12 protein-coding genes and 1 pseudogene are annotated in these 14,005 nt (G+C 73.5%); 9 read left to right on the top strand and 4 right to left on the bottom strand.

Annotated elements, in window-relative coordinates; genetic code table 11:
• Nucleotides 1-36 precede the first annotated feature (36 nt).
• Complete coding sequence (locus tag ACI769_RS11785; protein ID WP_409141624.1) at nt 37-684, top strand: hypothetical protein; 648 nt, start codon at nt 37-39, stop codon at nt 682-684.
• A 37-nt stretch (nt 685-721) separates the two neighbouring features.
• Here ACI769_RS11785 and ACI769_RS11780 read toward each other — a convergent pair whose 3' ends face one another.
• On the bottom strand, nt 722-1,669 hold the full coding sequence (locus ACI769_RS11780; protein WP_043658218.1) for an ROK family glucokinase: 948 nt from the start codon (nt 1,667-1,669) through the stop codon (nt 722-724).
• A 251-nt stretch (nt 1,670-1,920) separates the two neighbouring features.
• Here ACI769_RS11780 and ACI769_RS11775 point away from each other — a divergent pair, with 251 nt between their 5' ends.
• Entirely contained in the window at nt 1,921-3,738 is a 1,818-nt protein-coding gene (locus ACI769_RS11775) for a long-chain fatty acid--CoA ligase (RefSeq protein WP_085387764.1), read from the top strand.
• Between the two features lie 69 nt (nt 3,739-3,807).
• Here ACI769_RS11775 and ACI769_RS11770 read toward each other — a convergent pair whose 3' ends face one another.
• The gene (locus ACI769_RS11770; protein ID WP_409141623.1) at nt 3,808-5,133 is read right to left on the bottom strand and encodes an NYN domain-containing protein; all 1,326 of its coding nucleotides are present in this window, start codon (nt 5,131-5,133) and stop codon (nt 3,808-3,810) included.
• A gap of 185 nt (nt 5,134-5,318) precedes the next feature.
• Between ACI769_RS11770 and ACI769_RS11765 the strand changes: the two genes are divergently transcribed.
• Nucleotides 5,319-7,175, top strand: a complete 1,857-nt coding sequence (locus ACI769_RS11765) for a DEDD exonuclease domain-containing protein (RefSeq protein WP_409141622.1) — start codon at nt 5,319-5,321, stop codon at nt 7,173-7,175.
• Entirely contained in the window at nt 7,154-7,435 is a 282-nt protein-coding gene (locus ACI769_RS11760) for an Lrp/AsnC family transcriptional regulator (RefSeq protein ID WP_034654744.1), read from the top strand. Before ACI769_RS11765 ends, ACI769_RS11760 begins: the two co-directional genes overlap by 22 nt.
• Before the next feature lie 33 nt (nt 7,436-7,468).
• Here the strand turns inward: ACI769_RS11760 and trpD are convergent, their stop codons facing one another.
• Together trpD and ACI769_RS11750 are read right to left on the bottom strand one after the other, a co-directional pair.
• Nucleotides 7,469-8,566 (bottom strand): anthranilate phosphoribosyltransferase, encoded by a 1,098-nt coding sequence (gene trpD / locus ACI769_RS11755; RefSeq protein WP_409141621.1) that lies wholly within the window; start codon nt 8,564-8,566, stop codon nt 7,469-7,471.
• A 34-nt stretch (nt 8,567-8,600) separates the two neighbouring features.
• A complete protein-coding gene (locus ACI769_RS11750; RefSeq protein ID WP_021481151.1) occupies nt 8,601-9,038 on the bottom strand; it encodes a response regulator transcription factor in 438 nt (145 codons plus the stop codon).
• Nucleotides 9,039-9,355: 317 nt separating this feature from the next.
• On the opposite strand from ACI769_RS11750, the gene ACI769_RS11745 reads away from it, so the two are divergent.
• The 5 genes and pseudogenes from ACI769_RS11745 to ACI769_RS11725 form a co-directional block, all read left to right on the top strand.
• Complete coding sequence (locus tag ACI769_RS11745; RefSeq protein WP_021481150.1) at nt 9,356-10,006, top strand: heme-copper oxidase subunit III; 651 nt, start codon at nt 9,356-9,358, stop codon at nt 10,004-10,006.
• Nucleotides 10,007-10,079: 73 nt separating this feature from the next.
• Nucleotides 10,080-10,859, top strand: coding sequence for a c-type cytochrome (locus ACI769_RS11740; protein ID WP_021481149.1), 780 nt, complete (start codon nt 10,080-10,082; stop codon nt 10,857-10,859).
• The gene (locus ACI769_RS11735; protein ID WP_232322550.1) at nt 10,856-11,917 is read left to right on the top strand and encodes a ubiquinol-cytochrome c reductase iron-sulfur subunit; all 1,062 of its coding nucleotides are present in this window, start codon (nt 10,856-10,858) and stop codon (nt 11,915-11,917) included. Before ACI769_RS11740 ends, ACI769_RS11735 begins: the two co-directional genes overlap by 4 nt.
• Nucleotides 11,914-13,668 (top strand): cytochrome bc complex cytochrome b subunit, encoded by a 1,755-nt coding sequence (locus ACI769_RS11730; RefSeq protein WP_021481147.1) that lies wholly within the window; start codon nt 11,914-11,916, stop codon nt 13,666-13,668. Before ACI769_RS11735 ends, ACI769_RS11730 begins: the two co-directional genes overlap by 4 nt.
• A 192-nt stretch (nt 13,669-13,860) precedes the next feature.
• Nucleotides 13,861-14,005: pseudogene (locus ACI769_RS11725) on the top strand (superoxide dismutase); the annotation flags it as partial.

Raw genomic sequence — 14,005 nt, 5'->3', positions numbered from 1 at the left:
GGCGCGGGACGTGCATCCGACTCTAGAGTGATTCCCATGGCCGCACCGAACGCCCAGCCGGACTCCCCGCAGCCCGACGACGTCCCCGACCCCACGCCCGACGACGCGGCGCCGGGCACGGACCACCCTGCCGCCGACGACGGGGAGGCGACGGCGCCGCGCGACGAGGCGCCCGAGCCGGCCCTCGACGTGGACGCCCGGTGGGCCGGCATCGTGGCCGAGCTCGCGGACCTGTCCGAGCTCGACCGGTCAGACCCCGGCACCCGGGCGGGCGATGACGACCCCCGCGCCGCGCAGGACCCGGCGGCCGGGGCGCCCGAGGGCTCCCCGCGCAGCGGCCGCGACGTGCTCGGGTCCGTGCCCGTGGCGCCCTGGGTGCGCCCGACGGGGCCGCGCGACTGGCCCACGACGCCCGGGGTCGAGGACCTGGAGGAGGCCGAAAGCCACTTCGTGCCCCCGGACCCGCCGCTCGTCCTCGGGCGCGACCCGCTCCTGACGATGGCGTGGGCGCTCGTCGTGGGCGTGCCGATCCTGCTGCTCGTCGTGCTGGTCGTCGCGCGCCCGTACCCCGTGCTCGTCGCGCAGGTGGGCGGCGGCGCCTTCCTCGTGGGGCTCGCGATCCTGCTCTGGCGCATGCCGCACCGGCGGGACGACGACGACCGGGGGCCGGGCGCCGTCGTCTGACGCCCGCGCCTGCCCCGCACCGCGCCCGCGCCGCCCGTCAGCGGCGCGCGAGGTCCGCGGCGCCGACGATGCCCGCCTCGTTGCCGTGCTCGGCGAGCTCGATCCGCGCCTCCGGGCGGTGCCCGCGCGCGGAGAGCTGGTCGGCGAACGCGCGCCGCACCGGCTGGAGCAGGAGGTCGCCCGCCGCACCGACGCCACCGCCGATGACGATGAGCTCGGGGTCGAGCAGCGCCGTGACCGACGCCGCGCCCTCGCCGATCCAGCGGCCGAGGTTCGCGAGCAGCTCGACCGCGAGGTCGTCGCCCTCCTGCGCGGCCTGGGTGATCTGGGGCCCGTTGAGCTTGTCCGGGTCGCCGCCGCAGATCTCGAGCAGGCGCGTCGCGCGGTCCGGCTGGGCGATGAGGGCGTTCTGACCGTCGCGCACGAGGGCGCGCCCGGACGCGTACTGCTCCCAGCAGCCCTCGTGGCCGCAGCCGCAGTAGTGCCCGCCCGGGACGACGCGCATGTGGCCGACCTCCGCCGCGACGCCCCACTTGCCGCGCACGAGCTCGCGGTCGACGACGATCGCGCCCCCGAGCCCCGTGCCGACCGTGAGCATGAGCATGTCGGTCGCGTCGCGCGCGACGCCGAACTGGAACTCCGCCCAGCCTGCCGCGTTCGCGTCGTTCTCCACGACGATCGGGACGTCGACGTCGCCGATGAGCTCGCGCACGTTGCGCGCCAGCGGGTACTCGCGCCACGCGATGTTCGGCGCGAAGAGCACCGAGGTGCGGTCCGGGCTGACGAAGCCGGCCGCCGCGAGGCCCATCGCGCCGACCTCGTGGTCGGCGGTGAGCTCGGCATAGACGTCGGCGATGGCGCGGTCGATGCTCGCGACGTCGTCGGGCTCGGTGTCGCGGCGCGTCTGGACGAGGATCTCGCCCTTCTCGTCGACGACCCCGGCCGCGATCTTCGTCCCGCCGATGTCCACCCCGATGGCGTGCATGTCCCGTCCTCTACTCGCTCGGTTCCGCTGACTGCAAGGTCTCGCTGCGGGTGCTCGCCCGCTCACGGACCACGCACGACGACGGGGCCTCGACCCCGCGCCACGGGTCGGGCCACCGGAACTCCGCGCCCGCGCGAAACGTTGCGCAAGCAGCGCACAGCACCTGAAGCCTACCGACAACGGCAGGTCTCGGGCACACGCCGCCACTGGGTAGGGTTCTCCCACCGTCGACTACTGCCACTGGAGCCAGAATGGACGAGATCAGCGCCCCACGGATCGTCGAAGTCGATCCCTCGAAGAACCTCAACGACCTCCTCGCGAGCCGCGTCGCGGCCGACCCCGCCGCGCCGATGGTCGAACGCCGCACGGGTGCCGACGGTGCGTGGCAGGCGCTCAGCGCGCGCGAGTTCGACGCCGAGGTCGTCGCCGTCGCGAAGGGGCTCGTCGCCCGCGGCATCCAGCCGGGCGACCACGTGGGCATCATGTCGCGCACGCGCTACGAGTGGACGCTGCTCGACTGGGCGACGTGGGCGGCGGGCGCCGTGCCCGTGCCGCTCTACGAGACGTCGAGCCCGGAGCAGGTGCAGTGGATCCTCTCGGACGCGGACGTGCGCCTGCTCGTCGTGGAGACCGAGGCGCACGCGGCGACGGTCGAGGAGGTGCGCGACCAGGCCCCGGCCCTGCAGGACGTGCTGGCGATCGACGCGGGCGCGATCGCCACGCTCACGGCCGACGGCGCCGGCGTGGACGACGCCGAGATCGTGCGCCGACGCGGCCTGGCCGACCTCGCGGACGTCGCGACGATCATCTACACGTCCGGCACGACCGGCCGCCCCAAGGGCGCGGAGCTCACGCACCAGAACTTCTACTCCCTCACGGTCAACGCCGTGGCCGCCGTGCCCGAGGTCTTCGGGGAGCCGGGCGGCCGCACGCTGCTGTTCATGCCGCTCGCCCACGTGTTCGCGCGGTTCATCGGCGTGCTCGTGGTGGCCGGCGGCACGGTGCTGGGCCACACGCCGGACACCAAGACGCTGCTCGAGGACCTCGGCACGTTCAAGCCGACGTACATCCTCTCGGTGCCGCGCGTCTTCGAGAAGGTCTACAACTCCTCGGAGCAGAAGGCGGCCGCGGGCGGCAAGCTGAAGATCTTCCACTGGGCCGCCGCGACCGCGATCGCGTACTCGCGCGCGCTCGACGAGCCGTCGGGGCCGGGCATCGGGCTGCGCCTGCAGCACAAGGTCGCGGACGCGCTCGTCTTCAAGAAGCTCCGGCACGCGCTCGGCGGGCGCGCGAAGTACGCGGTCTCCGGCGGCGCGCCGCTCGGCGAGCGCCTCGGCCACTTCTACCGCGGCATCGGCGTGCGGATCCTCGAGGGCTACGGCCTCACCGAGTCGACGGCGCCGACGAGCGTCAACCGCCCCGGGAACACGAAGATCGGGACCGTCGGCGAGCAGCTCCCCGGCTGCGGCGCCCGGATCGCCGAGGACGGCGAGATCCTCCTGCGCGGGGACCACATCTTCCGCGGCTACCACAACAACGAGCAGGCGACCGCGGACGCGTTCGTCGACGGCTGGTTCCGCACCGGCGACCTCGGCTCGCTCGACGAGGACGGCTTCCTGCGCATCACCGGGCGCAAGAAGGAGATCATCGTCACCGCGGGCGGCAAGAACGTCGCGCCCGCCGTCCTCGAGGACCGGATCCGCGCGCACGCGCTCGTCTCGCAGTGCGTCGTCGTGGGCGACCAGAAGCCGTTCATCGGCGCCCTGGTGACGCTCGACCCGGAGGGCCTGCCCGGCTGGGCGAGCATGCACGGCAAGGAGCCGCTGACCGTCGAGCAGGCGGCCAAGGACCCGGACGTCCTCGCCGCCCTCGACGCCGCGGTCACGCGCGCGAACCAGGCGGTCTCCCGCGCCGAGTCGATCCGCAAGTTCACGGTCCTCACGACGGACTTCACGGTCGAGAACGGCTACCTCACGCCGTCGCTCAAGGTGAAGCGCAGCGAGGTGCTCAAGGACTTCGCGGTCGACGTCGAGGCGATCTACGTGGACGGGCCCGCACCCGTCCGCTGACACGGCCCGGGGCCCTCGTCCCCGCGCACCACGGCCCTCCCCGGCAGCATGCCGGGGAGGGCCGCGTCGTCAGCGGCGGGCGAGCCGCGCCAGGAGCGCGTGGGCCGGGACGCACGCCGCGCCCATCGCCTGCACGTCGTCGGCGACGGCGCGGTCGCTCGTCACGACGACGACCGGGCGCCCGGGCGGCTCGGCGGCGACCAGGCGCCGGATGAGGTCGTCCGCGATCTCCCCCGACGAGAACAGCACGCGCACGCCGCGCGGGGCGTGCACCGGCCGGGGGCCGCCGTCGGCGCCGTCGAAGCACACGGTGACCTCCGTGCCGGCGGCGGCCACGCGGAGCAGGCCGGCGAGGAGCCGGTCGCGCTGGTCCGCGAGCGACAGCTCGCCGTAGCCCGTCTTCGTCACGTTGTAGCCGTCGACGACCAGGTGCGTCCGCGGGACCGACAGCAGGTCGTCCACGAGCGCCGGGTCGTCCGCCGCGCGGACGCGCGAGCCCGGCCGGGGACGCACCACGTCCGGCAGCCCGGCCGCGACGTCGTCGGCGGGGGTCGTGGTCGACGGGCCGAGCGCGAGCTCGCGCCGGAGCCCCGCCGCCGCGTCGACCACCGTGTCCAGCAGGAGCCGCGCCCGGGCCGTCGCGCGGTCGGCCGACGACGTCCGCGCCCGGCGTGCCTCGTCCCGCTCCGCGCGCGCCCGGGCCAGCTCGACGGCGGCCGCGCGACGTTCCTCGCGTGCGTCCCGCAGCGCGACCTCGGCGGCGTCCCGCACCCCCTGCGCCGCCCGCTCGGCGGCCCGCGCCTCGGCACGCGCCCGGTCCGCGTCGGCGCGCAGCCGCCGCTCGGTCCGGCGCACCGCGGCGAGCTCGGCCGTCGCGGCCTCCGCGCGCGCGTCGGCGTCGCGGGCACGCGCCCGGAGCTCCTCGACCTGGCGGGCGAGCCGGTCGCGCTCGCCGCGGAGGCGGGCCGCGTCGTCCCGGGCCGACCGGTCCGCCCGGAGGGTGTCGTCGAGCGAGCGAGCGCGCTCCACCTCCGTCTGCCAGCCGTCGGGCCGCAGGAGGAAGGCACCCGCCGCCCGCTCGCGCGCCTGCGCCGGGGACAGGCCGTCCGGGGGCGCGGCGTCGGGCTCCGGCTCGCTGTCGTGCTCGCGGGACCAGGCCGCGGCGACCGCGTGCCGGAACCCCGCGTCGTCGACCAGGGCCCGCCACAGGGGCGCCGCGCCGGCTGTCGCCCGCCGCCGGGGCGCGAAGGCCCGCACCCGCTGGAGCGCGACCGGGACGAGTGCCGCGTCGAGCGCGCCGAGCGCGTCCGCCGCGGCGGCCACGAGGAGGCTGCGGACCGACGGCGGCACGTCCGGCTCCGCGGGCAGGGCGTCCTCCGGTCCGTCGGCCACCATGCGCCGCGCCTCCTCCGCACCTCGTCCGCGGGTCACCACGGGCGCTTCGTCCCTGATCGTCCTGATTCTCTCGGTCCCACCCTATGCCGCCGGGGACGCGCGCCCCGGCTCCCGGCCTTCGTGTCGGCGGGCGACCGACGGACCTCGCGGCGGCGGTGTCGGTGGCCCTCGCTAGCCTCGCCGCCATGTCGTCCGGACCCGCCCTCGCCGCACCCCGCGCCGGGTCCGCACCGCAGGGCGTCCCCGTCCAGCCCACGCTCGAGGACCTCGGCACGCCGCTGCACGAGGTGACGTTCGTCGTCGTCGACCTCGAGACGACCGGCGGCTCCCCCGCCGGCGCCGGGATCACGGAGATCGGCGCGGTGAAGGTGCGCGGCGGCGACGTGCTCGGCGAGTTCCAGACGCTCGTCGACCCCGGGGTGCCCGTCCCCGCCTTCGTCGCCCGGCTCACCGGCATCACGTCGTCCATGGTCGCCACCGCGCCCCGCATCGAGGCCGTGCTGCCCAGCTTCCTCGAGTTCGCGCGCGGCGCCGTGCTCGTCGCGCACAACGCCCCGTTCGACATCTCGTTCCTCAAGGCCGCGTGCCGCGCCGCGGGCTACGACTGGCCCGGGAACCAGGTGCTCGACACCGTGCCCCTCGCGCGGCGGGTCGTCACGCGCGACGAGGCGCCGAACCACAAGCTCGCGACGCTCGCGGCCCTCTTCCGCGCCACGGTCACGCCGGACCACCGCGCGCTCGCCGACGCACGCGCCACCGTCGACGTGCTGCACGCGCTCCTCGGCCGCCTCGGCCCGCTCGGCGTGACGCACCTGGAGGACCTCGCCGGGGCGACGGACCCCGTGCCGCAGGACGTGCGCCGCAAGCGCCACCTCGCCGACGGCCTGCCGGACGCGCCCGGCGTCTACCTCTTCCGCGGCCCCGGCGACGAGGTGCTGTACGTCGGCACGTCGACGTCGATCCGGCGCCGCGTGCGGTCGTACTTCACGCGCTCGGAGAAGCGCGGGCGCATCACCGAGATGGTGCGCATCGCGCACGCCGTCACGCCCGTCGTGTGCGCGACGCCGCTCGAGGCGCAGGTCCGCGAGCTGCGCCTCATCGCCGAGCACGCTCCGCGGTACAACCGCCGGTCGCGGCACCCGGAGCGCATGACGTGGGTCCGGCTCACCGACGAGGCGTACCCGCGCCTCTCGCTGGTCCGCGACGTCCGCGCACCGGCGGCGCACATCGGCCCGTTCGCCTCGCGGCACCAGGCCCAGGCCGCCGTGGACGCCCTGCACGACGCCTTCGCGCTCCGCCAGTGCACCCGGCGCCTCCCCGTCGTCGCCTCGCCCGGCGCGACGGCGTGCGTGCTCGCCGAGATGGGCCGCTGCTCCGCCCCGTGCACGGCGACCGAGCGCGACGCGGGCTACGGCGACGTCGCGGCGGGCGCGCGCGAGGCCTTCGAGGGCGACCCGTCGCGCGTGGTCGCCGAGCTCGGGCGCCGCATCGTGGCGCTCTCGCGCGACGAGCGCTTCGAGCAGGCCGGCGAGCTCACCCAGCGCCTGCGCGCCTTCCTCACGGGTGCGGCGCGTGCGCAGCGGCTCGCCCCGCTCGCCGCGTGCGCCGAGCTCGTCGCCGCGCGCCCGACGGACGCCGGCGGGTGGGAGGTCGTCGTCGTGCGGCACGCGCGGCTCGCCGCGACCGGCGTCAGCGCCCCGGGCACCGACCCGTGGCCGCTCGTGCACGCGCTCGTCGCGACGGGCGAAACGGTGGCACCACCCGTGCCGCCGGCCCCCGCGAGCCATCCGCACGAGGCCGAGATCCTGCTGTCGTGGCTCCAGGAACCAGGCGTGCGGATCGTCGACGTCACGGGTCCCTGGGCGTGCCCGGTCCGCTCGGCCGGGTCGCACGTGGACCTCGCGGCCACGGCCCGCCACGTCGCGCGCCACGCGGACGCCGACGGCGTCGACCTGGCCCACGCGTCGGCCGGGCCGACCGTAGAGTGGTCGCCTGACGACGACCCGTCCCCGGAGGAACCATGCTCACCGCCATCGTCCTGATCGACACCGACCCCGCACGCATCCCCGAGGTGGCGTCGGAGGTCGCGGACCTGCGCGGCGTCAGCGAGGTCTACTCGGTGACGGGCAAGGCGGACCTCGTCGCGATGGTGCGGGTCCAGGAGCACGACCAGCTCGCCGACGTCATCGCGGACCGCATCAGCAAGGTCCAGGGCGTCGTGCGCACCGAGACGTTCATCGCGTTCCGCGCCTACTCGAACGTCGACCTCGAGCAGGCGTTCGCCCTCGGCCTCGACGACTGACCGGCGGTCAGTCGCGCGCCGGCTGACCGGCGGTCAGTCGCGCGCCGCGGCCTCCGCCCAGCGGGCGAGCGCCGAGCGCGCGCCGCCGGAGTCGACGCTGCGCGCCGCGACGTCGTAGGCCGCGCGCAGCCGCTCGACGAGCGAACCCTCCGCGGTACCGGGCAGCGTGCCGTCGGCGACGAGGCCAGCGGCCGCGTTGAGCAGCACGGTCTCGCGCACCGCGCCCGGCTCGCCCGCGAGGAACCGCCGCGCGACGTCGGCGTTGTGCGCCGCGTTCCCGCCCCGCAGGTCCTCGACGGTGACGGGCGTCAGCGCGAGGTCGGCGACGGGGTCGAGGCGGTGCTCCGTCACGGCGCCGTCGCGCACCTCCCACACCGTGGCGCCGCCGGTCGCCGCGAGCTCGTCGAGGCCGTCGTCGCCGCGGAACACGAGCGCCGACGTGCCGCGCCCGGCGAGCACGCCGGCGATGAGCGGCGCCATCCGGGCGTCGGCCACGCCGATCGCGGCCGCGCGCGGCTGCGCGGGGTTCGTCAGGGGGCCGAGCACGTTGAACGCCGTCGGGATGCCGAGCTCCTTGCGCGCGACGCCCGCGTGCCGCATCGACGGGTGGAACACCATGGCGAAGCAGAAGGTGATCCCCGCCTCCTGCACGATGCGCGCCACGCGGTCGGGACCGTGGTCGAGCCGGATCCCGAGCTCCTCGAGCACGTCTGCGGCCCCGGACGACGACGTCGCGGCGCGGTTGCCGTGCTTGACGACGCGCACGCCCGCGCCCGCGATGACGAGCGACGCCATCGTCGAGATGTTCACGGTGTGGGCGCGGTCGCCGCCCGTGCCGACGATGTCCACGGCGGGCCCGTCCACGGAGAAGCGGCTCGCGTGCGCGAGCATCGCGTCGGCGAGACCGGTGAGCTCGGCGACCGTCTCGCCCTTCGCGCGCAGCGCGACGAGGAAGCTCGCGAGCCTCACGGGCGAGACCTCGCCCGACATGACCTGGTCCATGGCCCACGCGGTGCGCTCGGCGTCGAGGTCGTTCCCCGCGACGAGCTCGGTGAGCAGACCGGGCCAGGTGAGCCCCGCACCCGTCGAGTCGCTCGTGGTCGAGGCGGCAGGGTGCGGGGTGGCGGTCACGGGTGGCCCTTCGGCTGGTCGGTCTCCTGGTCGGCTACCGCGTGCCGGAGGCGCGCAGCAGGTCGGCGACGGCGCGCTGGAGGGCGACCGCGTCGAACGGCCGGGGCACCGCGTCGTCGGCGAGCGACCACGATGCTAGCCAACCGTCCTGCGGCCTGCCGGTGAGGACCAGGACCGGCGGGCAGGCATAGATCTCGTTCTTGAGCTGGCGGCACAGACCCATGCCCCCGGCCTTGTCGGCCTCGCCGTCCAGGACCAGCAGGTCCCACCCGCCGGCGTCCGCCGACGCCACGACCGCCGCCGGGGTGGCCACCTCGTGCCACTCGATCTCCGGCTGCCCCGCGCCCAGCCGCCGCCCGACGGCGAGCAGCACCTGCTCGCGCACGGTCACGTCGTCGCTGTAGAGCAGGATGCGCGGCGCGCGCGGGGTCACGTCCGTGTCCCCGTGCGTCGTCGTCACGGTCGTCGTCATCGTCGTCACCGTCGCCTTCGTCGTTCCCTCGGGTGGGCCCGGGAGCGCGCGGCGCCGCGGGTGGCGGACGCACGTCCCGACTGGCATCTTGGCACGTCGGAGCGCTCCGCAGCACCCCTGCGGCGGGTCGTGCGCCGACCGGCGGCGGACCGGGGACCAAGGGCCCTGGCCCGCGCCCCGGACGCCCGGGTTTCATGGCACTCGGACGGTTTCCGTCACCAAGTGCAGGTCTCCGTGGGAAGTTCTGGAGACATTGTGAGATTCACCGCCTCCGGGCTGCCGTCTGCGTGCCGCGAAGCTGAGGTTCGTCGGCCATAATGGCTCCTGTGTCGACCGCAACGGCTGCCCCCCACGCCCATCAGCACGTGAGCGTCAACCGACCGAACCCCGTCTCGGTCGGGACGATCGTGTGGCTGGCCAGCGAGCTCATGTTCTTCGCCGGCCTCTTCGCCATGTACTTCACGGTCCGCGCCGTGATGCCCGCCGACGAGTGGGCCCTCGAGGCGGACAAGCTCAACCTGACCTTCGCGGCGATCAACACGACCGTCCTGGTGCTGTCGTCGGTGACGTGCCAGATGGGCGTGTGGGCCGCCGAGCGCTTCCAGCCCGTCCGCACCGGCTCGATCTTCCAGGTGAACCGCTGGGGGATGAACGAGTGGATGACGCTGACGTTCCTCATGGGCGCGTTCTTCATCGGTGGTCAGATCTTCGAGTACGCCGAGCTCGTCGAGCACGGCGTGTCGATCTCCTCCACGCCCTACGGCTCCGTCTTCTACATCACGACCGGGTTCCACGGCCTTCACGTCGTCGGCGGCCTGATCGCCTTCCTGTTCCTTCTCGGCCGCTCGTTCTCGGCCAAGAACTTCGGGCACCACGAGGCCACGACGGCCATCGTGACGTCCTACTACTGGCACTTCGTCGACGTCGTGTGGATCGCGCTCTTCTTCGTGATCTACATCTTGCGCTGACGTCGCGCCCGGGGTCCGCCCCGGACCGCCCACCCGCCCCCTGCTCCCCCACCTGCGAGACGAGGATCATTTCGTGAAGGCACTCGCCGCCCGCAGACACCACCGCTTCGCGCCGGTCGTGCTGCTGCTGCTGGCGCTGCTGGTCACCGGTGGCGTCTACGCCGCCTTTGCCCCGACTTCGGCCAACGCCGAGACCGCCAGCACCGAGGACATCGAGACCGGCCAGAAGCTGTTCCAGGCCAACTGCGCCACGTGCCACGGGCCGAACGCCGAGGGCACGGCCACCGCGCCCTCGCTCGTCGGTGTCGGCGCCGCGTCGGTCGACTTCCAGGTGTCCACCGGCCGCATGCCCATGCAGATGGACGGTCCGCAGGCCATCCAGAAGCCGCGCCAGTTCGACGAGGAGCAGACGGCGCAGCTCGCCGCCTACGTCGCGTCGCTCGGCGCCGGCCCCGCGATCCCCACGGACGAGCAGGTCGACGCAGCACTGGGCGACCCGGCCAACGGTGCCGCGGTCTTCCGCACCAACTGCGCGATGTGCCACAACGCGATCGGTGCAGGCGGTGCCCTCTCCGAGGGCAAGTTCGCTCCCCCGCTGTGGGACACCTCGGAGCGCAACATCTACCAGGCGATGCTCACCGGCCCGCAGTCGATGCCGGTCTTCAACGACGCCACCGTGACGCCCGAGGAGAAGCGGGACGTCATCGCGTTCCTCGCCGAGCAGCGCGACGGTTCCGCCGGCGGCCTGTCGCTCGGGTCGCTCGGTCCGGTCAGCGAGGGCCTGTGGGCCTGGATCGTCGGAATGGGCCTCCTCATCGGGGCCGCAGTGTGGATCGGAGCGAAGTCCTCGTGAGCGACTACCAGAGCCCCCGCTCGTCCGAGTCCTCGCACCGCGAGGTCGGGCACCGCGAGGAGCACGGCACCCTCGACACGTTCCCGGACCCCGGTCTGCCGGAGCACAAGAGCCGCATGGCCGACCGCGACCCGAAGGCGTCGAAGCGCGCCGAGCGTCAGGTCGCCGCCCTCTTCGGGATCTCCGTCATCGGCACCATCGCGGCCCTCGTCGTCTACTTCGTGATCCCGCCGGACGGGACCACCGCGGGCGTCCGCCTCTCGACGGTGGCGCTCGGCGTCGCCATCGCGTTCGCCCTGCTCGGCATCGGCTTCGGCGCGGTGCACTGGGCCAAGGTCCTCATGTCCGACCACGAGAAGGTGGACGAGCGCCACCCCATCGCGAGCGACCCCGAGACGCGCACCGCCGCGCTCGCCGAGCTCGACGCGGGCGTCAAGGACTCGGGCATCGCCCGCCGCGGCGTCCTCAAGGGCGCGGTCATCTCCGCCCTCGCGCTCTTCCCGCTCACCATCGCGGTCCCGCTCGTCGGGAGCGTCGGCGGCGACTGGAACGTCTCCAAGTTCAAGCACACCCTCTGGCAGCGCGGCACGCGCCTCGCGATCGACCCCTCGGGCCGGCCCATCAAGGCCGCCGACGTCACCATCGGCTCGGTGGTCCACGTCATCCCCGAGGCCTCGCAGGAGGCGATGCAGTCCCACGAGTGGATCACGGAGAAGGCCAAGGCCGTCGTCCTCCTGGTCCGTCTCGACCCGCGCGACATCGTGTCCGAGCAGGCCCCCGCCGGGGAGAGCTGGTCGTACGACGGCATCGTCGCGTTCTCCAAGATCTGCACGCACGTCGGCTGCCCCGTCGCTCTCTACGAGCAGCAGACGCACCACCTGCTGTGCCCGTGCCACCAGTCGACGTTCGACGTGGCCGACAGCGCCAAGGTGGTCTTCGGCCCCGCGAAGCGGCCCCTGCCGCAGCTGCCGATCACCGTTGATGACGAGGGCTACCTGGTTGCGCAGAGCGACTTCCACGAGCCCATCGGCCCGAGCTTCTGGGAGCGTCTGAAGTGACCACCAGCACCGGAACCGCCGCACCTCGGGCGGCCGCACCGAAGTCAGCCGCGCCGACGACCCCCGCCGGGAAGGCCGCGGACTACCTCGACCAGCGCACCGGCATCGGTGTCGCCGTCAAGGAGTTCGCCCGCAAGGTCTTCCCCGACCACTGGTCGTTCCTCCTGGGCGAGATCGCGCTCTACTCGTTCGTCGTCCTGATCCTCACCGGCATCTTCCTGACGATGTTCTTCGTCCCGAGCATGTCCCTGGTGACCTACCACGGCGAGCCCGCCTCCATGGACGGCGTGCTCATGTCCGACGCGTTCGCGTCGACGCTGCACATGTCGTTCGAGGTCCGCGGCGGTCTGCTCATGCGGCAGATCCACCACTGGGCCGCGCTGATCTTCATGGCGTCGATCGTCACGCACATGATGCGCGTGTTCTTCACGGGCGCGTTCCGTAAGCCCCGCGAGGTCAACTGGCTCGTCGGCATGCTGCTCATGATCATGGGCCTCGCCGCCGGCTTCTCCGGCTACTCGCTGCCCGACGACGTCCTGTCGGGCAACGGCCTGCGCATCACCGACGGCGTCGTCAAGGCGATCCCGCTCATCGGCTCGTACATGTCGTACTTCATCTTCGGCGGCGAGTTCCCGGGCGAGCACATCATCCCGAGACTGTTCACGGTCCACATCCTCCTGGTGCCGGGCCTGATCCTCGCGCTCGTCGCGCTCCACCTGTTCTTCGTCGTGCTCCACAAGCACACGCAGTACCCGGGTGGCGGCCGCACGGACACCAACGTGGTCGGCTTCCCGCTGTTCCCCGTGTACGTCGCGAAGGCCGGCGGCTTCTTCTTCGTCGTGTTCGGCATCCTCGCCCTCATGGGCGGCACGATGGCGATCAACAACGTCTGGAACTACGGCCCCTACGACCCGTCACCGGTCTCCGCGGGAGCACAACCCGACTGGTACATGCTGTTCCTCGAGGGGTCCTTGCGACTCATGCCGGGGCAGACGGAGTTCGTGATCGGCGGGTACACGCTGTCGCTGAACGTCCTCATCCCCGCGGTCGTCGTGCCGGGCCTGCTGTTCACGTTCCTCTTCGTCTACCCGTTCCTCGAGTCCGCGGTGACGAAGGACAAGCGCGAGCACCACGTCCTCGACCGCCCGCGCAACGTGCCGGTTCGTACCGGCCTGGGCGTCGCGTTCCTCACGGCGTTCATCATCCTGGCGCTCGCCGGGTCGAACGACCTCATCGCGACGCACTTCCACATGTCGATCAACACGATCACCTGGGCCTTCCGGATCCTGATCTTCGTGGGCCCCTGGTTCGCGTTCTGGGTGACCAAGCGCATCTGCCTCGGGCTGCAGCGCAAGGACCGCGAGCTCGTGCTGCACGGCCACGAGACCGGGCGGATCGTCCGGTTCGCGCACGGCGAGTACATCGAGGTCCACCGCCCGCTCGACGAGCAGGAGCGCTGGCTGCGGGTCAACTACTCCGCCCACGCCCCGCTCGAGATCGAGCCGGCGACGGACTCCCGCGGCGTGCGTCGCAAGGGCTACAAGAAGGACAAGCGTCTCCAGCGCCTGTCGCGTTTCTTCTACGAGGACCGCATCGAGCCCGTGACGCCGGCCGAGCTCGCCGCCGCGCACTCGCACGGTGAGCACGACGCCCTCGAGAGCACGAGCCACGAGCAGATCGAGGCCGGGACCGCCCCCGTCGGCGGCGGTCGGGACCTCGTGGAGCCGGAGAAGGGCGCCGACGAGCGCTGACCTCCGGGTTCCTGCACAGTAGGACGATGACCCGCGACCAGCCCCCTCTTCCAGGTGGGCAGGTCGCGGGTCATCGTCGTCTCTGCCCCGGGGGCGCGACAGCGCCCGCGTGAGGCGGCAGGGACACCGTCAGTTCACTGCCCAGGGACCGTCGGACGACCTCCGGCGGTCCGTACCAGGAGGTACATCCGGATGCCCGCTTACACCCTGCCCGAGCTGTCCTACGACTACGGTGCGCTCGAGCCGCACATCTCCGGGCGGATCATGGAGCTGCACCACTCCAAGCACCACCAGGCCTACGTCACCGGCGCGAACACCGCCCTGGAGAAGCTCGCCG

Origin of the sequence: Cellulosimicrobium sp. RS, from assembly GCF_046159675.1 — a bacterium.
Lineage (GTDB): Bacteria > Actinomycetota > Actinomycetes > Actinomycetales > Cellulomonadaceae > Cellulosimicrobium > Cellulosimicrobium funkei.
Note: the sequence above shows the minus strand (reverse complement) of the source record. Positions and strands in the feature narration are given on the sequence as shown.